Source organism: Burkholderia sp. E168m15, from assembly GCF_016586105.1.
Taxonomy (GTDB): domain Bacteria; phylum Pseudomonadota; class Gammaproteobacteria; order Burkholderiales; family Burkholderiaceae; genus Burkholderia; species Burkholderia orbicola.
This window is the reverse complement of sequence record NZ_BCPO01000225.1, coordinates 16,527-40,724: the sequence shown is the minus strand read 5'-3', so window position 1 is coordinate 40,724 and position 24,198 is coordinate 16,527. Positions and strand designations below refer to the sequence as shown.

5 protein-coding genes and 4 pseudogenes are annotated in these 24,198 nt (G+C 60.3%); 7 read left to right on the top strand and 2 right to left on the bottom strand.

Translation table 11 applies throughout. The annotated features are described in order from the left end of the window. From JMF86_RS35215 to JMF86_RS34210, 3 genes and pseudogenes are all read left to right on the top strand, one after another. Window positions 1-240, top strand: a pseudogene (locus tag JMF86_RS35215) (DUF2827 domain-containing protein); the annotation flags it as partial. Window positions 241-891: 651 nt separating this feature from the next. Then, the gene (locus tag JMF86_RS34215; protein ID WP_201317419.1) at window positions 892-1,566 is read left to right on the top strand and encodes a response regulator transcription factor; all 675 of its coding nucleotides are present in this window, start codon (window positions 892-894) and stop codon (window positions 1,564-1,566) included. Then, window positions 1,563-4,922 carry an ATP-binding protein gene (locus tag JMF86_RS34210; protein ID WP_201317418.1) on the top strand — a complete coding sequence of 1,120 codons (3,360 nt, stop codon included), beginning with the start codon at window positions 1,563-1,565 and terminating at the stop codon, window positions 4,920-4,922. Before JMF86_RS34215 ends, JMF86_RS34210 begins: the two co-directional genes overlap by 4 nt. Window positions 4,923-5,083: 161 nt before the next feature. Here JMF86_RS34210 and JMF86_RS34205 read toward each other — a convergent pair. Beyond that, window positions 5,084-5,825: pseudogene (locus JMF86_RS34205) on the bottom strand (IS3 family transposase); the annotation flags it as partial. A 374-nt stretch (window positions 5,826-6,199) separates the two neighbouring features. On the opposite strand from JMF86_RS34205, the pseudogene JMF86_RS35445 reads away from it, so the two are divergent. From JMF86_RS35445 to JMF86_RS34190, 4 genes and pseudogenes are all read left to right on the top strand, one after another. Beyond that, window positions 6,200-6,325 (top strand): annotated as a pseudogene (locus JMF86_RS35445) (ESPR domain-containing protein); the annotation flags it as partial. A 225-nt stretch (window positions 6,326-6,550) separates the two neighbouring features. After that, entirely contained in the window at window positions 6,551-18,466 is an 11,916-nt protein-coding gene (locus tag JMF86_RS34200; RefSeq protein ID WP_269189824.1) for a YadA-like family protein, read from the top strand. A 245-nt stretch (window positions 18,467-18,711) separates the two neighbouring features. Further along, on the top strand, window positions 18,712-19,641 hold the full coding sequence (locus JMF86_RS34195; RefSeq protein ID WP_082409467.1) for a DUF2726 domain-containing protein: 930 nt from the start codon (window positions 18,712-18,714) through the stop codon (window positions 19,639-19,641). Between the two features lie 91 nt (window positions 19,642-19,732). Further along, window positions 19,733-20,686: a sulfite exporter TauE/SafE family protein gene (locus JMF86_RS34190; RefSeq protein WP_236593058.1), complete on the top strand. Its 954-nt coding sequence runs from the start codon at window positions 19,733-19,735 to the stop codon at window positions 20,684-20,686. Window positions 20,687-20,926: 240 nt separating this feature from the next. On the opposite strand, the pseudogene JMF86_RS34185 reads toward JMF86_RS34190, so the two are convergent. Continuing rightward, window positions 20,927-24,088: pseudogene (locus JMF86_RS34185) on the bottom strand (ATP-binding protein); the annotation flags it as partial. Between the last annotated feature and the right edge of the window lie 110 nt (window positions 24,089-24,198).

Here is a 24,198-nt window from a genome sequence, read left to right as displayed (position 1 = left end):
AGTAGCCCATTTTTGCCGACTCACAACTTGCCGTTCCTCGGCAAGACCGGGACTTCTATCCGGACTTCGACGCCAGCCTGGCCCGCGCGTGCTGTTACAGGCATTTACGGAGCACGACGCGAAAATGGCGGCGCGTGTCACGAGCGCTCGAAGCTCCTGCTCAATTCGGTCGGCAGCCACGACTCCGGCAACGTCGCCGTGTATTTCTACGCAATCGCATCGTTATATCGCGATGCATGACACATCGCATATTCTTTGGAGGCGTTGGCGCATGTATCAGGACTTGGACCTCGGCGAATGATTCACCGGATGCGGTAATGTCGGCCTAATCAACTCGCGGACGGATTAGATTGCGAATGCGGTCAACGCATGCTTCGCGAGGCTGAAAGAGACGAGCAAGGTGCCCCAGGCGACAGTCTACATGAGGGGCTTCCAGCTTGTGTGTGCGTACGGTAGCACCTTCTGAGGGGCAAACTGAATTGCAGACAGGACCTCGATCGCTGATTCGGGCATCGGCGAGAGACACGCTGCCATGGCAAACGGATTAGGCCGGATTTCGGCTCTTTGTATAAATTTCCATGGAAAATCGCGACCGGGTATTATACGTGAGCGCGACTCACGGGCGTTGTGCGCCGCAAAATTTCAATGCTCGGGGCGAGGCTTCGAGAAAGGTGGGCTGGCAAATTCCGTCATATCGAGGTGCACCGTTGCTCCGCAAGCACCGTGGAAACATGAATCCCCGCGCATGCCCGCGCTGCGTTCGAAGAGAGATCTCGACTTGGTCGGTATCCGAATAGAAAGTTGATTAAGATTGACGGGGGGCCGAAGGGTGAGCCCGCGGATTGCAACCGCCATCGGAAGGATAGACAGCTGTTTTTGGGGAAAATGTTGATGAATGCATCCACTGAAAGTGGCAACGCTCGTCGTCGCATCAATGTCGTCGTGGCCGATGACCATCCGGTAGTTTCTACCGGCGTCGCCGCGATCCTGTCGGCCGAGATGGACATCAATGTGGTCGGTGTCGCATCGACAATTTCGGACCTGCTGCAGTTGTTGCAACAGCAGCCTTGCGATGTATTGATCTGCGACTATTCATTCAGCGGCGATCAGCTGCCGGATGGCGTAGCACTGTTCAAGCGACTCAGGCGTAGCCATCCGAATGTTGCGATCGTCGTGCTGACCGCACATCAAGATATCGCTCTGCTCGTCTCTCGCGTCATGAACACGGGCGTTGCAGGCTTCCTGAGAAAATCCAGCCAGGATTTCGCACGCTTGGCTGCAATCGTGCGCCGCGTGCATGCCGGGCAAACGTTCGTTGATCCGGCCGTGGCTGTCGACCTGCTCGAGGCCGGACATGCGGCGCAGACTTCGATCGAATCGCTCAGCGAGCGCGAGCTCGAAATATTTCGAATGCTTGGGCGCGGGATGTCGGTGACGGAAATCGCGATGCATACGAATCGCAGCATCAAGACCATCAGCCACCAGAAGATGAGGGCCATGCACAAGCTGGGGGCAAGATCCGAAGCGGACCTCTATCGCATCTACACGGAGCATTTCGGCTCATGAGCCAGTCTCGCGGCAACGCAGAGGAAGCTTCGGATGGGGCCAACGACGGAATCGTGGCGGCAACCCCAGCTTACGTCCCGCTCAGGTTGACGTTCTCTAAGCGCCTGCTAATTGTTTCGACCATAACGCTGACGTGCCTTATCCTGGTATGCGCTGGAGGCGTGACCGAGCTCCTGATATCACATCAGCACGAGGAATTTGCGCAGCAATTTTCCGCGCAGAGAGAGGCATTGAAGGAGGAGGTCGACAGGCGCGAGGCCCGCATTCGCCAGTTGGTCGTGACGTACCAGATTGCAAAGGAGTACCTGGAGTCAGGCGACTCGCAGGCGCGGAAGGTTCTGTTGCCCAGAAAGAACCAGTTAGCTCAGACAGTGCCCGGATCTGCGGCGACCCGCGCATTCTCGGTCGTATCGACACTCACTTCACCCTTGGACGCGGCCCGCCAGACAAATTTGATCGATCTGGCGAGATATGCGTCGACATTTTCGCTTTCCCATCAGGACAACTCGCCAGCGCTATCGGAAGGGTTTATCTATACGCCCGATAAGCGATTTCTGGCAACGCTTCCGCCACTCGCACCGGACCAGATTGCCCGGCTGAACACTGACAAGGCCGCGGAAGACTTCATCGGGAAACGCATGGAGGCTATCGAAGAGGAGATGCAGCGCGATGCCCGGAACGGAGTTCGGGGCAAGGTTGTATGGGTGACCGGGTCCAAGGATCCGCTCAACGACATGACGACCACGTATTTTGCGACATCCGTCTACGAGGGTGAGCAACGCAAGGCAACGATCGCATTGTCAATTCCGTGTAATCGATTCAATCAGTATTTTCTGCACAACGAAGGCGATCCGCATTTTTTTGTTGTCTCGTGCGCGGTGCAGCGACTATTGGGTATCGACGAAACGAATCCGCAAGAGGCGCATTGGGCGGAAATCATATCGAGAAATCCGTGGGTATACCAGGCGGCGAACGGACGGCCCCAACGCATCTGGCGGGAGGGCAGCTTCTTCGTTATTCAGCGTGTGCCGGGCCCGCAGTGGGTCGCGGTATATGCATATACCTGGAGCGACCTTCTGGGCGCAATCACCCAGCAACTGCTGCTTGTTGTACTCGCGACGCTGAGTGGGTGCGGTCTGGTCATCGGAGGCGCGTTCTGGATGAATCGCGAGGTGATTCGGCCATCCAGCGAGCGGCTGCATAGCCTTTTGGAGGGCGAGGCGTTCAGTCGGTCCATCATCCAGGTCGCGCCAGTGAGCTTGACCGTCGTGGCCAGGAGGAGCGGTGCCATCCTGCTGCAGAACGCGGAAGCGCAAAGCCTTCAGATGACCTTTGCCAGTCAAGGGGAAAAGGAGTCCAGCTCCGACAACGTACTTGCACGTGCCGGCGCACTGGTCAGGTTTCATGCGGGAAGTGCCGAGCGCACCGGCGTGGTAAGCCGGTTTGAGATGGAGCCTGATCTCGAGGTTGCCTATGCGCAGGCCAAGTATCGCGGAGACGACGTTTTCGTGATCGGGATGGTCGATTTGGCGAAGCGAAAGGAAATCGAACGGCGGCTGCGAGAGTCCCGAGCGCGTGCTCAGGCCGAAAGTCACGAGAAGGGAATGTTTTTGGCGACGATGAGCCATGAAATCAGGACACCGTTGCACGGGGCATTGGGGAATCTTGAATTGCTTTCGCGGATGGGATTGACCGAGGAGCAGCGCTCGCGCTTATTGATCGCGCAGGACTCGTTTGGCTCACTCCTTTCGTTGATCAACGGCGTGCTCGATCTGTCCAGGATTGAGGCAGGCGAGTTCCTGCTACAGGAACAGCCACAACATATTGATCAACTCGTCGAGCAGGCAAGCCGGACGTTTGCGGTAGACGCGCAGAAAAACGGCGTGCGGCTTCTCTGCCTGATCGATCCGGCGCTACGGGGCACGTGGATTTGCGACGGGTACCGGTTCACGCAAATAGTCACCAATCTCATTGGCAACGCCGTCAAGTTTACATCTCACGGGGCGATCACGGTTTCACTCGGCTCGACCGAGGACGGCCAGGTGCGGCTTCGCGTTGCTGACTCCGGCAGGGGTATTCCCGAGGACGAGATTGAAAAGGTTTTCATGCCTTACGTCCAAGGCTCGGCCGGGCCGAAAAGTTCGCGAGCGGGTACCGGGCTCGGCTTGTCTCTTTGCCAGAAAATCGCCGAACGAATGGGTGGAAGTATCACGGTCGAAAGCGAGGTTGGCGTCGGATCGATTTTCACCGTCGTGCTGCCACTTCGTCACGATTCGGCGGCGCGAATCAACGGCAATGCCGGCCAAGGCATCCATTTCGTCGTGAATTGCGATATTCCCAGTTGGCGTGGGCAACTGGTGGCCCAGCTCAGCGCGTGGTATCCGGCGGCCCGCGTCACGAGTGGACAGGATGACGGGCGGGAGGAAGCGCCTGCATCCACCGTTTTCATCGACGCGCGCGACTGGCTCGAACATGACGGTTCGCCCAAAACGAGTGGTGCCTACCGTCGCATTACGATCGGCCTGGACGGGCCGCTTGTCCCGATCTCCACAAGCCATGCCGTCACAATTAGCGCCTACAGCGGTCAGTTGCTTCTCGATGCGATCGAACTGGTCCTTTCTGGAGCGGATGATGATGGCCGTGAGAGCACTGACGGTTCCGGCGAGATCACAGGCGGTGCGTGGAGTGAGGCCAGCGTTCTGGTGGTCGAGGACGACCGAGTCAGTGCGCAGTTGATGTGCGATCAATTGCGGATGCTCGGGATTGGACATGTAGAAGTCGTCGGTAGTGCGGAGGATGGCATTCGACGTTGCCAGTCTCGAATCTACGATCTCATCGTCACAGATTCCAATTTGCCGGGCAAGGGCGGTGCTGAGCTGTTGTCCGACTTGCGAGCAGCAGGGATATCGTGGCCGGTCGTTTTGTGTACCGCCGATGCGACGCTCGCGGGAGCGGCAAACATCCCATTCGAGGCGCTCATCACAAAACCGTCGACTTTGAGCGACCTTTCTCTCGTGTTGCAAAACGTGCTCGGACCTGGCGACGTTCCGCAACGGACAGTGGCTACGCCTGGTGTCAGCCGACTTCTGTCGTTGTTCATCGAATCGTGGATTTCCGACAGAGAAGCACTCCGATCGATGGTGCAGGCGGGTCACGTGCCCGAGGTGCTGGAACGATTGCACCGGATCCAGGGCGCCCTGATGATTCTCGACGGGGGCGAACTGGTAAGTCACTTGGAAGACTGGTCCGCGAAGATGGCGGAATCCAAATGTGTCGAGGAAGCAGATTTCCAGTCGTTCGTCCATGCGGTGGAGTCCTGGCTGGCGCTGCATGCTACAGCCAAAAAGTATTCCTGAAAGGTGACGCCAGCGGTCGAGATACACGCTCAACAGTCTTCAAGGGACCCACGCCGGTGGAGGTGCGCCTGTGATACCGGACACGGCGTCACATTAAGGTTGCTGAATATGACCCGCCTGGATTTCTTGGACAGTGCCGAGTGTAGTGTTCGGTCTTTCATTCATGAGCCTTCGGCCGTAGGTCGACGGCTGTATTGCCGGACGAATTCGCCCGGTGTTAGTTCCTTGAGTGCGATATGAGGGCGGGTCTCATTGTAGTCGCGGCGCCAAGCCCGATCTCCCGTTTGGCTTCCGCCAACGATTCGAACCAATGCAGGTTCAGGTGTTCGTCCCTGAACGAGCCGTTGAATGTCTTGATGAAGCTTTTCGGTGGGCTGCCTGGCCGGCTGAAGTCGATCTGCACCTTGTCGTGGTATGCCCACATGTCCAGTGAACGGTCCCGAGAACGTGCTGCCGTTATCGGCCAGCAGGAAACGTGGTGCGCGGCGCTGAGCCACCAAACGATTCAGCACTGACATGACGTCCTCGGCACGCAGGCGCGCTTGCGGACTTCGATGGCCAGTGCTTCACGACTAGATTGTCTACGGCCGCCAGGGCTCGCAGGCGCGTACCGTCGGCCAATTGGTTCGCTACGAAGTCCAGTCTGCAGACCACACACGGACGGATAGGCACGCAACGCTCTCGTCGCGATACCACCATCGTGCGGCGCTTGGGCAGCTTCGAGCGCAGCTGAAGCTGTTCTTCGGCGTAGAGCCGATAGACCCGATTCCGGTTCACACGCCAACCTTCTCGCTTGAGCAGCACGTGCACGCGCCGGTAGCCATATCGAACGCGCGTCTGCGCGATCTCGCGCATGCGTTGACGCAGTGCCGTCTGCGGGTCCTTGACGCTGCGATATCGGTGAATATCGTTATATATCCGCACTTTAGATATTTAAACTGGATATTGGAAACAAATTTTTGTCGAGATGATTTTCGGGCGCAGCATAGGCCGCGGCCTATTTTTTCTATAAAAAATAAGACACGGGATGGCGTATTTCGCGCCGCCTCCTATATTTCTCAGAATCGAACCGGGCGGATAATTCTATGGCGTTTGAAATTGAATAGTTGCAACGCTTCATCAGCGCACGGTAATTGGCAAGGTTGTGAATTTTTGTGGGCGTCGCATCCATAGTTGAAGTCATGCGAGGCGTGGATTTAGACGGTTGGTCGTTCGATAGTAGTGATTCTCCATGCCGATGAGTAGTCGCTAATTTGTGTTGAGATAGAGAGTGCTTTATGAATAAATCGTATAAGGTAGTTTGGAACGTATCCAGTGGCACATGGACAGCGGTTCCTGAAACTGCGAAATCTCGTGCCTCCGGTGCATCGTCGAAAGATGTTTTGCGAAAAACTCCTGTTGTGTTGGCAGCTGCTATAGGGGTTGGGATGGCCGCGGGGGCGGGGCATGCTCATGCGTCCAACACAGAGGCTGGCCAGTATTGCGAATCGGAAAGTGGTAAGTCAATGGAATGTGCCAGTGGCGACAATATTTATGAAAAAAAAGTAGCGTTGTCGTTGGTGAGTGGCATTGACGTTGCTAATTCGAAGGTTACATCTTTCGCCGCAGGCGGGGCAGGCGCCGATGCGATGAACGTCAAACAGTTGTATTCGTCGACCGATGAGAGTGTCGTGATTGGTAATGGCGCGCGTGCTGACAAGTACAACGGTTGGGAGGTTGGCAGTGTTGCGATCGGACCGAAAGCGATTGCCGGTAGATTCGACCAAGTCGTAATCGGAAATGAGGCGAGTGCTTCGGAAGACTACGCTGTCGCAATCGGCTTGAATGCAAATGGTGCGGGTCAATTCGGGGTAGCGATCGGGCCTTGGGCAAGCGCACAAAAATCTGCTGTGGCTATCGGGTCGTCAGCGGAAGCTCAGGAAGAGGGTGTAGCTATCGGGGCCAGAGGAACGGCAGTGAGCGGTTCGGTAGCTATCGGCAGCGACGCGAAGGCAGACCGTGTCGATACCGTTTCGGTGGGAGGCGGAAAGTACGGGCCACTTCAGCGCCAGATCGTGAACGTGGCAGCGGGTACGCAAGACACCGACGTCGTTAACGTGAAGCAACTAAATGGCGTAGCGACTGCGTTGGGTGGCGGTGCAGGCGTCGCTGCAGATGGCAGCGTAAAGGCACCGACGTACAAGTTGGACGCCGGCGAGACCACTGTTCAAAACGTTGCCGACGCGGTGTCGAACCTCGACGGCCGTGTGACGACGAACGCGACGAACGTCGAGAAACTGCAAGGCAACTTTGCTGATACTGGCCTGCTGGACGCGAAAACGGGCAAAGTGACTGCGGCGGTAACGTCGGACCAGATGAATGCCGCCGTTGCGAAGGCTAGCAGTGACCGGCTTGATGCCGATTGGGTCACGATCGGGAAGGATGCGTACGCAACCAGTAATAATGTCGCGGTAGGCGAGGGCGCGAAGGCGGATACTGGGGGAGCGGGAGCGGGCGTGATTGCTATTGGCGCTAACGCAGCAGCCGGTCGGCCGGGGTATTCGGGTGCTATTGCGATTGGCGACGGCGCGCGCGCGGTCGGTGGCTCGCAAGGCGGCTGGATGCGTGCAGTAGCAGTCGGAGCAGGCGCGCAGGCGCAGGGGGTTTCTGTTGCCATTGGACCCGATGCTCAGTCCAGCCCAGGTAATGGGGTCGCGGTAGGGGACCACGCCAGTGTAGGCGCGAATGCCACGTGGGCGGTGGCGCTTGGCACTGGCTCGGCAGCTGAGCGAGCCGATACGGTCTCAGTGGGGAACACCAAATCCCAGCGTCAGATCGTGAACGTTGCAGCGGGTACGCAGGACACCGACGTCGTGAACGTGACGCAGTTGAAGAGCGTAGCGACGGCGCTGGGTGGTGGTGCGAGCATCGGCGCCGATGGCAGCGTGACGGCGCCGGCGTACACGCTGGACGGCGGCAAGATGACCGCGCACAACGTTGGCGACGCGGTGTCCAACCTCGACGGTCGCGTGACGAAGAATGTATCCGATCTTGAGAGCTTGAAGGGCGAACTGTCGGACTCCGACAAGTACATGAAAGCAAGGGGAACGACTGCGGCGCAAGCGACCGGGGCTCGGAGCATTGCTATTGGCGATAACGCAGTCGCAAAATACTCGTACGGACCCGGGGAAGGGGGCGATACCAATATCTCCATCGGTGCAAACTCATTCACGTCTACGGAATGGCACCAGGTAGCGCTTGGTGAGGGTGCCTACGTTTGGGCAGCCAATTCGGCCGCCATTGGCTTCAATGCCAGTGCTACGTCCATAGACAGTGTCGCACTGGGCAGTGGCTCTGTGGCAGACCGCAGGAATACGGTATCAATTGGATCGGAGAAGAATCAGCGTCAGATCGTGAACGTTGCAGCGGGTACGCAGGACAACGACGTCGTGAACGTGACGCAGTTGAAGGGCGTAGCGACGGCGCTGGGTGGCGGTGCGGGCATCGGTGCCGATGGCAGCGTGACGGCACCGACGTATCACGTCGGCGACAAGACCTACGGTAACGTGGGTGACGCGATCACGGCTGCGGCGGAAACCGGCCGCGGTACGGATCCGAACGCGGTTGCATACGACGATGCGGCGAAGAGCACGATCACGCTGGCTGGTGAGCAAGGCACGACGCTGAAGAACGTCGCAGCCGGCGCGGTGAGTGCAACGAGCACGGAAGCGGTGAACGGCTCGCAGCTGTACGGCACGTCGCAGAGCGTGGCAAGCGCGCTGGGCGGCGGTGCGACGGTGGACGCAGTAGGCAAGCTGACGGCCCCGACGTACACGCTGGACGGCGGCAAGACGAATGCTGACAACGTTGGCGACGCGGTGTCGAACCTGGACGACCGAGTAACAACGAACGCGACGAACGTCGAGAAGCTGCAAGACGATATTGCCGAGTCCGGTCTGGTGGACAAGGACACGGGCAGGGTGATCGCGGCGGTGACGTACGACCGCAAGGAAGACGGCACGGCGGATCGTGGCTCGGTGACGCTTGGCGGTGCGGGTGCAAAGGACGCGGTGGCGTTGAAGAACGTCGCAGCCGGCGCGGTGAATGCAACGAGCACGGAAGCGGTGAACGGCTCGCAGCTGTACGGCACGTCGCAGAGCGTGGCAAGTGCGCTGGGGGGCGGTTCGACGGTGGACGCAGCCGGCAAGGTGACGGCGCCGAAGTACCAGGTCGGCGACAAGGCCTACGGTAACGTGGGTGACGCGATCGTTGCCGCAGCCGAAATGGGTAGCGGTACGGATCCGAACGCGGTTGCATACGACGATGAAGCCAAGAGTGCGGTCACGCTGGCTGGCGAGAAAGGCACGACGCTGAAGCACGTTGCAGCCGGCGCTGTGAATGCGACGAGCACGGAAGCGGTGAACGGCTCGCAGCTGTACGGCACGTCGCAGAGTGTAGCGAGTGCGCTGGGCGGTGATTCGATTGTGGACGCGGCGGGCAAGCTGACGGCCCCGACGTACACGCTGGACGGCGGCAAGACCACGGCGAAAAACGTTGGCGACGCGGTGTCGAACCTGGACGGCCGAGTAACAACGAATGCGACGAACGTCGAGAAGCTGAAAGACAATCTCGCCGATTCCGGTCTGTGGGACAAAGGCAAGAACCAGGCGATCGCGGCGCTGACGTACGATCGTAAGGAAGACGGTGCGGCCGATCGCGGCTCAGTGACGCTTGGCGGCGCGGGTGCCAAGGAGCCGGTGGCGTTGAAGAACGTTGCGATGGGCATTGCCGACACCGATGCAGCGAACGTGGGCCAGATGAAAGGCATTACCACGGCGCTGGGCGGTGGCGCGGGCATCGGCGCCGATGGCAGCGTGACGGCACCGAAGTACCACGTCGGCGACAAGACCTACGGCAACGTTGGTGACGCGATCACGGCCGCGGCGGAAACCGGCGGCGGTGCGAATCCGAACGCGGTCTCATACGACGACAAGACCAAAGGCGCGATTACGCTGGCTGGCGAGCAAGGCACGACGTTGAAGAACGTCACAGCCGGCGTGGACGCGACCGACGCAGTGAACGTCGGCCAATTGTCGGATGCAACGAAGTCGATTCGCGATTCGCTCTCGGACGGCAGCCTGTCGATGCGCTACATCAAGGTCAAGGCAACGGGGCAAGCCGCAAATGCGATGGGAACCAATACCGTCGCGATCGGCGCGGGCGCAAACGCGACCGGAAATGGCTCGCTGGCCTTGGGTACGGGTTCACGCGCGAACGGGCTCAACTCGGTCGCGATCGGCCTCAATTCGGTTGCTACGGAGGCGAACCAGGTATCGGTTGGCGACGTCGGTCGCGAACGTCGCATTTCGAACGTGGCCGACGGTACGGAAGATACCGACGCAGTCAACGTGAATCAACTGACCGAAGCGATCGAAAAGATGTCCGACCGGACCGACAAGCTGTCGTCGGAACTCAGGTCGCGGCATGGCTCGCTGACGGCTAACGTCCTCGCTGCCAAGACGGACTTGGCATCGGTCGACCCATCGAAATTCTTGCAAGTTGCCGGCGCGGGAGCGGACGGTAGTCAGGAGAATACCGCGAACATCGTCGGCGGCGATCCGGCGAGCGACACTGCCGCCGCGATCGGTGTAGGTTCCATTGCCTCGGGCGCGAATGCGGTCGCCCTCGGCGTGCGTAGCTACGCGTACTCGGATGGCGCAGTGGCCATCGGTAACATGGCCCAAACGGGTGCCGGCCAAGCCAATTCGGTGGCCATCGGGTCGAATGTGACGACCAATGGGGAAAGTGCGCTTGCGGTGGGTTCGCAGGCGCGGGCAAACGGTGACAACGCGATCGCGCTCGGCAATAACGGCGTGGCGGCAATCGGCGCGAATTCCATTGCGCTCGGTAACAAGGCCAGCTCCGCAGCAGGTGCGACCAATGGCATTGCGCTGGGCGCGTCCGCGAGTGTTGCACGCAACGTGGCCGACTCGATGGCGCTGGGCGCAAATGCCAGCGTCGAAAAAGGCGCGAATAGTGCGGTCGCACTGGGTACCGGTTCCAAGGCGACGCGCGCCAATACCGTTTCGGTGGGTAATGCCGGAAGCGAGCGCCAGATGGTGAACGTCGCGGCGGGTACGCAAGGCACCGACGCGGTGAACGTGACGCAGCTCAGTGGCGTAACGACGGCGCTGGGTGGCGGTGCGGGCATTGGCGCCGATGGCAGCGTGACGGCACCGAAGTACCACGTTGGCGACAAGACCTACGGTAACGTGGGCGACGCGATCACGGCCGCGGCGGAAACCGGCGGTGGTGGCGGTACGAATCCGAACGAGGTTGCATACGACGACAAGACCAAAGGCGCGATCACGCTGGCTGGCGAAAAAGGCACGACGCTGAAGAACGTTGCTGCCGGCGCCGTGAATGCGACGAGCATGGAAGCGATGAACGGTGCGCAGCTGTACGACGCGTCGCAGAGTATGGCGAGTGCGCTGAGCGGCGGTTCGACGGTGGACGCAGCAGGCAAGCTGGTGGCACCGGCGTATACGCTGGACGGCGGCAAGACCACCGCGCACAACGTTGGCGACGCATTCTCGAACCTGGACGGCCGCGTGACGACGAACGCGGCGAACGTCGAGAAACTGCAAGGCGATATTGCCGAGTCCGGTTTGATCGACAAGGACACGGGCAAGGCGATCGCGGCGCTGACGTACGACCGCAAGGCAGACGGCACGACGGATCGCGGTTCGGTGACGCTTGGCGGTGCGGGCGCAGTAGCGCCGGTGGCGTTGAAGAACGTTGCAGGCGGGATTTCGGATACCGACGCAGTGAACGTAGGCCAGATGAAGGGCATCACCACGGCATTGGGTGGTGATGCGGGTATCGGCCCCGACGGCAGCGTGAAGGCACCGACGTATCACATCGGTGACAAGACCTACGCTAACGTGGGTGACGCGCTTGCAGCCGCGGCAGCAAGCGGTGGCGGTGGTACGGATTCGAATGCGGTTGTGTACGACGATGCAGCCAAGAGCGCAGTCACGCTGTCTGGCGAGAAAGGTACGACGCTGAAGAAAGTTGCAGCGGGCGCGGTGAGTGCGGATAGCACGGAAGCGGTGAACGGTTCGCAGCTGTATGGCGCCGCGCAAAGTGTGGCGAGCGCGCTGGGTGGTGGGTCGAAGGTAGACGAAACCGGTAAGGTGACGGCACCGACGTATAAGCTGGACGGCGACAAGACCAGTGCGAATAACGTTGGCGAAGCCGTGTCGAATCTCGACGGCCGTGTGACGACGAACACGACGAACGTAGAGAAACTGCAAGGCGATTTTGCTGAGTCGGGTCTGGTGGACAAGAACACGCGCAAGGTGCTTGCGGCGGTGACGTACGACCGTAACGACGGCACGGCGCATGGCAACTCGGTGACGCTGGGCGGCGCGGACGCGGCAGCGCCGGTTGCGTTGAAGAACGTTGCAGATGGCGCGGTGGCCAAAACGAGCACGGATGCGCTGAACGGCTCGCAGCTGTACGGCGCGTCGCAGAGTGTGGCGAGTGCGCTGGGCGGTGATTCGATTGTGGACGCAGGCGGTACGGTGAGGGCGCCGACGTACACGCTGGACGGCGGCAGGACCACGGCGAAAAACGTCGGCGAAGCGGTGTCGAACCTGGACGGCCGTGTGACGACGAACGCGACGAACGTCGGGAAACTGCAAGACAATCTTGCCGAATCTGGTCTGTTCGACAAGGACAAGAACCAGGCAATTGCGGCGCTGACGTACGACCGCAAGGAAGACGGCACGGTGGATCGCGGTTCGGTAACGCTTGGCGGTGCGGGCGCAGCAGCGCCGGTGGCGTTGAAGAACGTTGCAATGGGCATCGGCGACACCGATGCGGCGAACGTGCGTCAGGTGAAAGACATTACCACGGCGCTGGGCGGTGATGCGGGCATCGGCGCCGATGGCAGCGTGACGGCACCGAAGTATCGCATCGGCGACAAAACCTACGGCAACGTTGGCGACGCGCTCGCAGCCGCGGCAGCGAGCGGAGGCGGCGGTACGGATTCGAACGCGGTCTTGTACGACGATGCGGCCAAGACCGCGGTCACGCTGTCCGGCGAGAAAGGCACGACGTTGAAGAACGTTGCAGCCGGCGCGGTGAATGCGACGAGCATGGAAGCGATGAACGGTTCGCAGCTGTACGGTACGTCGCAAAGTGTGGCGAGCGCACTGGGCGGTGGTTCGACGGTGGACGCGGCCGGCAAGGTGACGGCGCCAACGATCCGAGTCGGCAACAAGACCTACGGTAACGTCAGTGACGCGATTGCGGCCGCGGCAGCCAGCGGCGGCGGTGGTGGTAAAGGCTCGAGCTTCGTCACGATCGATGGTATGGGTTCGGACGGTAGTCGGTTCAATACCGCGAGCATCGCGACGGGCGATCCGGAGAGTACGACAGCCGCCGCGATCGGCGTGGACGCTCATGCGGCCGGGGCGAACGCGATTGCGCTCGGCCTGAACACCGGGGCGCTGTCGAACGAATCGGTTGCGATCGGCAATATGGCGCAGACGGGCTCGGATCAAGCGTACTCGGTGGCCATCGGTTCATGGGTGACGACCAATGGCGCGGGAGCGCTGGCGATCGGCTCGAACGCGAAGGCAAACGGCGAGAACGCGGTTGCGCTCGGCAGTAACGGCATCAAGGCTATCGGGGCAAGCTCGATCGCGATCGGCAATGCAGCAGAAGCCGCGGTAGGCGCGGCCAATGGCATTGCAATGGGCACGAGTGCGAGCGTTGCACCGAACCTGACCAATGCGATGGCGCTGGGTGCCAATACGAGCGTGGAAGGCGCGGCGAATGGTGCCGTGGCGCTGGGCGCAGGCGCCAAGGCGACGCGCGCCAATACCGTTTCGGTGGGTAACGCCGGAAGCGAGCGCCAGATCGTGAACGTTGCGGCGGGTACGCAAGGCACCGACGCGGTGAACGTGACGCAGCTCAGTGGCGTAACGACGGCGCTGGGTGGCGGTGCGGGCATTGGCGCCGATGGCAGCGTGACGGCGCCGAAGTATCACGTCGGTGACAAGACCTACGGCAACGTGGGTGACGCGATCACGGCCGCGGCGGAGATTGGTAGCAGCAAGGATCCGAACGCGGTTGCATACGACGATGAAACCAAGAGCACGGTCACGCTGGCCGGCGAGAAGGGCACGGCGCTGAAGAACGTTGCAGCCGGCGCGGTGAATACGACGAGCATGGAAGCGGTAAACGGCTCGCAGCTGTACGACACGTCGCAGAGCGTGGCAAGTGCGCTGGGCGGCGGTGCGACGGTGGACGCAGCAGGCAAGCTGACGGCACCGGCGTATACGCTGGACGACGGCAAGACGACTGCGCACAACGTTGGCGACGCGGTGTCGAACCTTGACGGCCGTGTGACGACGAACGCGACGAACGTCGAGAAGCTGCAAGACGATATTGCCGAGTCCGGTCTGGTGGACGAGGACACGGGCAAGGTGATCGCGGCGGTGACGTACGACCGTAAGGAGGACGGCACTGCAGATCGTGGCTCGGTGACGCTTGGCGGTGCGGGTGCAAAGGACCCGGTGGCGTTGAAAAACGTCGCAGCCGGTGCGGTAAACGCGACGAGCACGGAAGCGGTGAATGGCTCGCAGTTGTACGGCGCGTCGCAGAGCGTGGCAAGCGCACTGGGTGGCGGTTCGACGGTGGACGCAGCAGGCAAGCTGACGGCACCGGCGTATACGCTGGACGGCGGCAAGACGACCGCGAACAACGTTGGCGACGCGGTGTCGAACCTGGACGGCCGAGTGACGACGAACGCGACGAACGTCGAGAAGCTGCAAGACGATATTGCGGAGTCCGGTCTGATCGACAAGGACACGGGCAAGGTGATCGCGGCGGTGACGTACGACCACAAGGAAGACGGCACGGCGGATCGCGGCTCGGTGACGCTCGGCGGCGCGGGCGCAGCAGCGCCGGTGGCGTTGAAGAACGTCGCGGCTGGCGCGGTGAATGCGACGAGCATGGAAGCGGTGAACGGCTCGCAGCTGTACGGCACGTCGCAGAGCGTGGCAAGCGCGCTGGGTGGTGGTTCGACGGTGGACGCGGCGGGCAAGGTGACGACACCGAAGTACCACGTTGGCGACAAGACGTACGGTAACGTGGGTGACGCGATCGTCGCCGCAGCCGAAATGGGTAGCGGTACGGATCCGAACGCGGTTGCATACGACGATGAAGCCAAGCGTGCGGTCACGCTGGCTGGCGAGCAAGGCACGACGCTGAAGAACGTTGCAGCGGGCACCGTGAATGCAACGAGCATGGAAGCGGTGAACGGCTCGCAGCTGTACGGCGCGTCGCAGAGCGTGGCAAGCGCGCTGGGCGGCGGTTCGACGGTAGACGCAGCAGGCAAGCTGACGGCACCGGCGTACACGCTGGACGGCGGCAAGACGACGGCGAAAAACGTTGGCGACGCAGTGTCGAACCTGGACGGCCGTGTGACGACGAATGCGACGAACGTTGAGAAGCTGCGAGACGATATTGCCGAATCCGGCCTGGTGGACAAGGACACGGGCAAGGTGATCGCGGCGGTGACGTACGACCGCAAGGAAGACGGCACGGCGGATCGCGGTTCGGTGACGCTGGGTGGTGCGGGCGCAGCAGCGCCGGTGGCGTTGAAGAACGTCGCAGCAGGCGTGGATGATAGCGACGCGGTGAACGTCGGCCAGTTGAACACCGGGTTGTCCGATATGAAGCGCGAACTGGCTGAAGGCAACATCGATCTGAAGTACATCAAGGTCCGGGCCAGCGACGCACCCGCGACCGCTACTGGCGCTCAGTCTGTCGCGATCGGTTCAAAGGCCTTGGCAGGCGGTTCGAATACATTGGCGCTGGGTGCCGGTGCGCGTGCGCTCGCGAGCGGATCGGTTGCGCTGGGTTCCAACTCCGTTGCGAACGAGGCGATGACGGTGTCCGTCGGTGATGACGGGACCGAACGCAAGATCGTCCACGTGAGAGCGGGGGACGTCACAGCCAGGAGTACGGATGCGATCAATGGATCGCAGTTGTTCGAGGCGCTGGGCAAACTGAAATCCCGTGTCGCAGCTGAGCAGTCGCACCTGTTGTCTCGGGTCAATGCGCTTGCGGATTCGGACGAGTCGAATTCCCTGGTCGCGGTCGACGGTATGGGGGGGACGAACTCGGCGAGTATCAGCGGGGGCGATCCGGAGAGCACGACGGCCGCCGCGATCGGCGTGGAGGCTCATGCGGCAGGGGCAAACGCGATCGCGCTCGGGCTGAACACTGGGGCGCTGTCGGACGAATCGGTTGCGATCGGCAATATGGCGCAAACGGGCGCGGACCAGGCGTACTCGGTGGCCATCGGTTCGAAGGTGACAACCAATGGCGCGGGAGCGCTGGCGATCGGTTCGAACGCGAAGGCGAACGGCGAGAACGCGGTCGCGGTCGGCAATAACGGCATCAAGGCGATCGGTGAAAGCTCGATCGCGATTGGCAATGCCGCTGAAGCCGCAGTGGGCGCGACCAATGGCATTGCGCTGGGCACTGGTGCGAGCGTTGCGCCGAACGTGACCAATGCGATGGCGCTGGGTGCCAATACGAGCGTGGAAGGCGCGGCGAACGGTGCCGTGGCGCTGGGCGCAGGCGCCAAGGCGACGCGCGCCAATACCGTTTCGGTGGGTAACGCCGGAAGCGAGCGCCAGATCGTGAACGTCGCGGCGGGTACGCAAGGCACCGACGCGGTGAACGTGACCCAGCTGAGCGGCGTAACGACCGCGCTGGGCGGCGGTGCGGGCATCGGCGCCGATGGCAGCGTGACGGCACCGAAGTATCACGTCGGCGACAAGACCTACGGTAACGTCGGCGACGCGATCGCGGCTGCAGCGGCAAGCGGCGGCGGTGGCGGTATGGATCCGAACGCGGTTGCGTACGACGATGCGGCGAAGAGCACGGTCACGCTGGCTGGCGAGAAAGGCACGACGCTGAAGAACGTTGCGGCCGGCGCGGTGAATGCGAAGAGCACGGAAGCGGTGAACGGCTCGCAACTGTATGGTGCGTCGCAGAGCATGGCCACAGCGCTCGGCGGCGGCTCGCAGGCAGGCGCCGACGGCACAATCTCCGCGCCCAGCTACTCGCTCGCGGGCGGCACGACGACGGTGAACAGTGTCGGTGCGGCGATCGGCAATCTCGACGGGCGGGTGACGGCCAACACGGGCGACATCTCGACCCTGAAGGATACGATCGCGAACAGCGGTCTGATCGATCCGGAAACCGGGCACGCGGTCACAGCGGTGCGCTACGATCGCAACGAAGACGGTTCGGCGAATCGTGCGTCGGTCACGCTCGGGGATGCCGGTACAGCGGTTGGCCTGCACAACGTGGCGGCCGGAGCGGTAAGCGCGACGAGCACCGATGCGGTGAACGGATCGCAACTGCATGGCATGGCCACAAGCGTCGCGAATGCGATCGGGGGCGACACGACCGTCGATGAAAACGGGCAGGTTGCGGTCAATTCGCTCGAAGTGGGCGGTCACAAGTACGCGACCGTCTCGCAGGCGGTGCAGGCGGCCGCGGCGTATGGCGCCACCGATTCGCTGGCAGTGCGCTATGACGTCGACTCGCACGGCAACCCGAACTACGGTTCGGTGACGCTGGGCGGCCCTGCGGCGGCGCCAGTGATGCTGACCAACGTTGCAGATGGCAAGAGCCAGTACGACGCAGTGAACTACGGCCAGCTGTCGTCGCTGAAGACCGACTTTGAAAACCGCCTCGACACGATGGACGATCGCGTCAGCAAGATCGAAACCACCGGCGGTTCGGGCGGCGACTCGCGCCGTACGGTCGGCAACGATCTGATCAGCGGTTCGGGCGAAGCGGGCCAGGCGGTGACGGCGGCCCAATCCGGCAACGGCAGCAACAACGTCGCGATGGGTTCGGGCTCGACGATCAACGACGATGCCGGCAACGCCACGGCAGTCGGCGCGAACGCGACGGTGCGCGCCGCGGGCGGCACGGCGATTGGCGCGGGTGCTGATGCACACGCGGCCAATAGCACCGCGATCGGCCAGGACTCGTCGGCTCACGGCGAGAACAGCGCGGCGATCGGTCAGGGTGCGAAGGCACGCGGCGACAACAGCGTTGCGATTGGTGCGGGCTCCGTCGCGAACGAGGACAACACGGTCTCGTTTGGTGACGGCTCCGACCAGGGCAAGCGCCGGATCGTCAATATCGCGGATGGCGTGAATGCGTCGGATGCGGCGACCAAGGGGCAGCTCGACCGGGCGGTTGGCGGGCTGCAAGGTCAGATCAACGGCGTATCGCGCAATGCCTATTCGGGTATCGCGGCGGCAACGGCGTTGACGATGATCCCGGGTGTCGACCCTGGCAAGACGCTGTCGTTCGGTATCGGCAGTGCGAGCTACAAGGGCTATCAGGCGGTCGCGTTCGGCGGGGAGGCCCGCATCAACAAGAACCTGAAGATGAAGGCCGGTGTGGGCTTGTCGAGCGGTGGTAACACTGTCGGCTTGGGGGCATCGTATCAGTGGTAACTGCCTGACTGACGGAGCGGGGCAACCCGCTCCCGTATTTCCGGACCCGCCTCGCGCGGGTCTTTTTATGTATACCCAGCATGTGAGGTCGGACGGAATTCGTAGAGGCCAACAGGTGCTTGAGCTTGTTGTTATCCCGCTCCAATTCCTTCAGGTGCCGCGCTTCGGGGCCGTCATCCCGGCGAACCTGGTTTTTCAGTTGTGGTAGGTCGCTTCGGAGATCCCGTAATTGCGGCACAGCTCTGATGGCTTCATGTCAGTCGCCCTTCCTTCAAGATGCCGATGATTTGTTCTTCGGTGAACCGCGTTCGCATGAACGGCAAGGTGATCATCGATTTTGCAACTGGAATAATCTAATTAAGATGATTTGGTGGCGAGGTGTTGCGGATTGTCACGGGAGACTTGATCGATTTTCGAACGTTAAAGAAAATTCAGATTTTCCAAATATAACTAAAACTATGATGGCTCTGTTGCTGGTTTTTCTTGCGATTGTCGGTGCGGCTTTTGTCGCTCTTGGCGTGAACGGGGTAAGGCGTTCGCGAAAATATAGGTGGCAATCGGAAGGTGGTTCGGGGGCCGAGCGTCAAAGTCTTGCGAAGGGAGTTGAGCCGCTCGCGCCGGGGCGTGCGCAGTTCGAGAGCGAGTTGCTTGTGGAGCGTGGACGAGTGGCCGGAACGGCAGTGCCTGACGTCGGAAGTCATCCTGACTGCCCGGATAAGCTCACCGCGAGGCGCGGTCCAATGATAAAAAGCGAGCCCAAACCTTTGCTCGCGGGCGCAGCTCCTCATGGACATCGGGCACTTACCGCTGCGCAAGAGTCAGAGTTTTATGATCGATTGTGCACTGCATTGCCGGAGGCGGACATTTTCAAGAAAGTTGCTTTGAAAGAGCTCGTTGATGCTGAGCATAATGATAAATCGAATATCAAACTATATAATAGAAAGGTTTTCGATTTCGTGGTTCGTGGAGGCGATGGTGGCTTATTGTATGCTGTTGAGTTGGATGATAGGTCGTGTGCGTGGCAATATACTCGCCGAGATGATTTGTTGAAAGATGACGTTGCACGGGCCATTGGGTTGCGCGTGATGCGGTATTGGAGCGTCAAGACTGATTTGACCGTGCTGAGGCGAGATTTTGAGTCGTGCGCGGCTCGCTCATTTGGACGGCGGAGTTAACCTATTATTTCATGGCAACGTGGGGCGTGGTTGATTCCTACAGGTGCAATCGACATCGGCTGCTGATAGATATGCCGAGACATGTCATTCGATGATGCAATTCAATGTGACAGAAGGGGTGCTAGCTTCCAGCCTGCAGGTGCTTCCGACATTCGACCTAATCGAGATCGTTGTTGCGCTTGTACTGGGTGGAATGGCCAAGGGCATCACCGGCATCGGCGTGCCGCTGATCGCGATGCCGATCGTCAGCCAGTTCATGCCGATTCGGGATGCAGTATTGCTGCTGTCTATGCCGATCATTCTCGGCAACATTCCGCAGGCGCTCGAAGGTGGTCAGGTGCTTGCAACGGCGCGGAAAATCGCCGCGCCGATCGCATGGACGGTATTAGGTAATATCGTCGGCGTGGCGATCCTCCTTTCGCTGAACTCGGGTCACGCACAGGCAGCCTCTGGCGCAGTACTGATTGTGGTCGCGACACTGATGCTCGCGGCACCGAAGCTCAATTTGGCACCCGCATGGCGCAAACCTGTTGGTTTCACGCTCGGCTTCGGTGCGGCAGTGACGGAGAGCATTGCGTCGATTCCCGGCCCGTTGCTTGCCACTTACTTGATTTCGTCCGGAGCGAGCGGCCGGGCGTTTACGAAGCAGATCGCGATCATCCTCGTGGTTTCGGTCGTGACGCTGCTCACTACGTTCAGCGGCGCCGCGCAGGCGAGCGGTGCGGATCTCGCGATTTCGGTGGCCGCCACGCTGCCAGCGATTGCCGGCATGTGGCTGGTTCGTCCGCTGCGGGACAAGATGTCCCCTGAAATTTTCAGGACGGTCGTCCTGCTGTTCGTGCTCATCGCAGCGGCGCAAATGATCTGGAAATCTGGCGTGTTTCGACATGGCGGATCACTCGCCACTGGTGCGTGCCTTGTTAAGCCGTGTGATGAGTTGTTCGACTTTGGTGCAAAAGACCGCCAATGCCGCCTCTTGACCCGAGAGGTCACCCAGCCGAAGTTGGGCGGCCAGTTTTTCACCGTAATCCCCCAAAGCACCTGAGCCGAACAATTTGCTTGCGCCAGCTATCCGATGGATGCGGTCGGCGGCGGCTACCGCGTTTTTGTCGGCTACTGCTGCCTGAAGGAAGGCAATATCCTTCAAGGTCTCTGTCACGAACCCTTGAATCAATATCGGCGGGTATGCGCCTTCTTCGGGCGAGGGATGCTGGGCCAGACTGCTAATTGAGTCTGGCCGTGTCGGGCAAGGCGAAATTCCAATCCAATGCGCGAGTTTGTCACGCAGCACGGCTAAGGTTGTCGGTTTGATGAGCAGGCCGTCCATGCCGGCTTCCGCGCATCGGATTGCTTCATCGGGCAACGCGCCTGCAGTCAAGGCAACAATGGGGGTATCCCGTGATCGATGTTCCCGGGAGCGGATGCGTTTCGTCAATTCATAGCCGTCCATCTCCGGCATCGCGCAATCGGTGAGTATCAATGCGAAGTCGGAATCGTCCAGTACTCGGAGTGCGTCCATGCCGTTGGATACCGCAACAGCGGTATAACCGAGTCGTTCAAGTTGCGCCTTGATGACCAGGCGATTGACCGGATGGTCGTCGACGACAAGAACTTGAATTCCCGACGTTTGATATTCGACGTGCAGATTCCGGATATCGTTCTCGGCGGATGGAGTTGCACCGACGACATGTAGACAAAGTGCTTCGACCGCGGAGTACATCAACGGATTGTGGCTGAGCCGACAGGTGCCGTCAGCCGAGATCTCGTAGCCCGTTGGAATCGGGGCGTCCGTTAGTCCGATAGCTGGCTTGTCATTATCGATTGCCTCGAGTCGACTTTCGTCGATAAAGTGTATGACTGCCTGTGAGGCGGCTCCCGCAGGGATGATACCTAGCGGTGTCAAGAGTTCGCATAACGCTGCGGCTAGCGCCGGGTCGGACGACGCGATATGTGCATGTTTTCCCGCTAGCGGCGTGGAACGAGTCTGCAACTGTACGTCCAGGTCCAGTTCAACCGTGACTCGAGTGCCGAAATCCGGCGTGCTCTCGATGTGAATGGATCCATGCATCAGCTCGACCAAGCGTTTGCAAATGGCCAAACCCAATCCAGTGCCGCCGAAGCGACGTACGATCGAAGTGTCGGCCTGCGTGAAGGGCGCGAACAGGCATTGCAGTTGCGCGGGCGCGATGCCAATGCCCGTGTCATGTACCGTGAAGTGCACACGCTGGCACGCTTCCCGTTGGTCGAAGACGGAGATGCTGATGCCAACCTCGCCGTTTTCCGTGAACTTGATCGCGTTGCTTATCAGATTAATGAGAATCTGGCGAAGGCGCAGACCGTCGACGTTCAATTCGGCGGCGAGTTGGTTACTGACGGAATTACGAACGACAAGGCCCTTATCGTGAGCCAACGTCGAGGCCATGGCGCTGACGCCGTCCACGAGTGCCCGTAGATCAGTCGGTTCCGTCACGATCTCCAAGTGTCCGGCATCTATCTTCGAGAAATCGAGAACGTCGTCGAGAATCTGCATCAACGTCATCGCAGATTCCCCGATCATGTGAAGCATCCGTTGCTGCTTTGTGCTCAACGATTCGTGGCGCAACAGTTCCAACATCCCTATGATCCCGTTCATCGGCGTGCGGATCTCGTGGCTCATGGTGGCGAGAAATCGCGACTTCGACGCTGCCGCTATTTCAGCCGCTTCTTTCGCACGGGCGAGCTCTTCCCCCTGCGCCTTCGCGTGAGTGACGTCCGACCAGACTCCGCTCCAGAACATCGTGCCGTCTGGCTCCGTTTGCGGCGTCGCTTCGGTGTGGATCCACCGCTCGCGGCCATGTGACATACATCGAAAATCGATAGAGATCGGCGTCATGGTAAGCGCCGAGTACTTGACGGCGGTTTTAATGAGAGGCCTGTCGTCGGGGTGAACCCGCGAGAGCGCCGTAAGCGCATCGGCTTCCATCGTCAGCGCATCCAGATTCCACATGGCACGCGTATCACCACCTACATAAGGAAACCTTAGTGCACCATCCGGTGTATGGCGAAGTTCGAAGACGACCACCGGAAGATGAGAAGTCACGCGTCTTAAACGTTGATCCAGAGCACGCGCACGTTGTTCTGCGTCGCGAATGGTCGTCACATCGACCAACGTCACCAGAAGGCCACCTGGCTTTCCGCTTGGCAATTGAAACGGATGCATCCAGTACAACCAGGACCGCAGCTTATGGTCGCCGTCCATCAGGTTGACCTCGGCATGATGGGCTCGATTTTGATCTTGGACTTGCTCGCTCATGGCGTGGATTTGCTTACTCCATGCGGGCTCCACCGGTAAAGCTTCCAGCGTTGTTCGACCAATCAAGTCCTCACGCTTCACCGAGAATGCGGTTTCATAGGCATGGTTGAGCGCGATATATCGGTTCGCACTATCTTTGGCGGCCAGCGGATACGGTAGCGACTCCATTAGCGCTTCACGAAAGCTAAGCTGGTCTGCCAGCTCATGCTCGACCGCCAGCCGCTGACGGACCTCGTGACGAAGCCGGATGTACGCGATGATAATGATCGCCAATATGACCGCAGCGCCTAGTAACGTAAGCTCGAAGGTCCTCCATGGCAGTCCGACTGAATAGCGAGGCCAAAGCCAACGGCTTCGAATCCGTTGCTGCTCCATTTTTGGCATCGCGGCGATCGCGTTATTAATTATAGGTACCAGTCTCTCATAGCGGCGGTTTATTGAAATGGTCAACCGACTCTCGATATTGGCAGGTGATGCAATCTTGAGAGCACCCGGGAAATAGCTCCTGATGTTGAAATCGACGATCGCTGCGTTTCCGAGATACGCATCGGCACGCCCCTCCGCTACCTCTTGCATCGCGTGATAGGCGTTCGTGGCCACGGCAATATCGGCGTCTGGCAGTTGGCGCAATACCTGAGCGGGAAGCTCGCTTGGATCCGAAATAACGATTCGACGGCCAGCGAGATCGACGATGCCTTGCGGCAGCGCGTGGGGGCGGGTAACGATGACGTCGGGAAGGGTAATAAACGGAGTGCTGTAGAGCAAGTCGTCGCCGTGCCCCGTCGGTGCATTGACAGGCGCGGCGGCATCCACTTGACCTGATTGCGCCAGGGACAAGGTTTCTGCCCACGACTTCGTTTTCACCAGTGCGAAGCGGATGCCAAGGGATTTCGAGATATATGCCAGATAGTCGGCGACGATGCCACTCGGGCGACCATTGGCATCAATGTAGGCGATCGGTGCCCAGTCGGGGTCAATGCCAAGTTTGATCGGAGGCAGCGAAGCCAGCCAGCGTCGCTCATCTGCCGTGAGTGCCAAACCGTGGGCCTCGTCAGGAATCTGCGGCGGCGACACCGGGTTTGTCGGCGAAGGTAGCGTCAACCGAAGCGCTGATGCTTCGATATTTTCAACCGTTGCCGAATCGATCAGACTCATAGTCAGGACGACTATGGCAATGATACTGCTCGACCGGGCACTTATCCAAAAGGTATTCTTCAAAATAACGGATTATGTGGAGTACGTTGTAACGCGCGCCGTATAGAGCA

What these genes read in the sequence shown, in the direction of transcription:
- JMF86_RS34215 (WP_201317419.1), top strand. Translation starts at nt 892, where the DNA reads ATGAATGCATCCACTGAAAGTGGCAACGCTCGTCGTCGCATCAATGTC.
- JMF86_RS34210 (WP_201317418.1), top strand. Translation starts at nt 1,563, where the DNA reads ATGAGCCAGTCTCGCGGCAACGCAGAGGAAGCTTCGGATGGGGCCAAC.
- JMF86_RS34200 (WP_269189824.1), top strand. Translation starts at nt 6,551, where the DNA reads ATGAACGTCAAACAGTTGTATTCGTCGACCGATGAGAGTGTCGTGATT.
- JMF86_RS34195 (WP_082409467.1), top strand. Translation starts at nt 18,712, where the DNA reads ATGGCTTCATGTCAGTCGCCCTTCCTTCAAGATGCCGATGATTTGTTC.
- JMF86_RS34190 (WP_236593058.1), top strand. Translation starts at nt 19,733, where the DNA reads ATGATGCAATTCAATGTGACAGAAGGGGTGCTAGCTTCCAGCCTGCAG.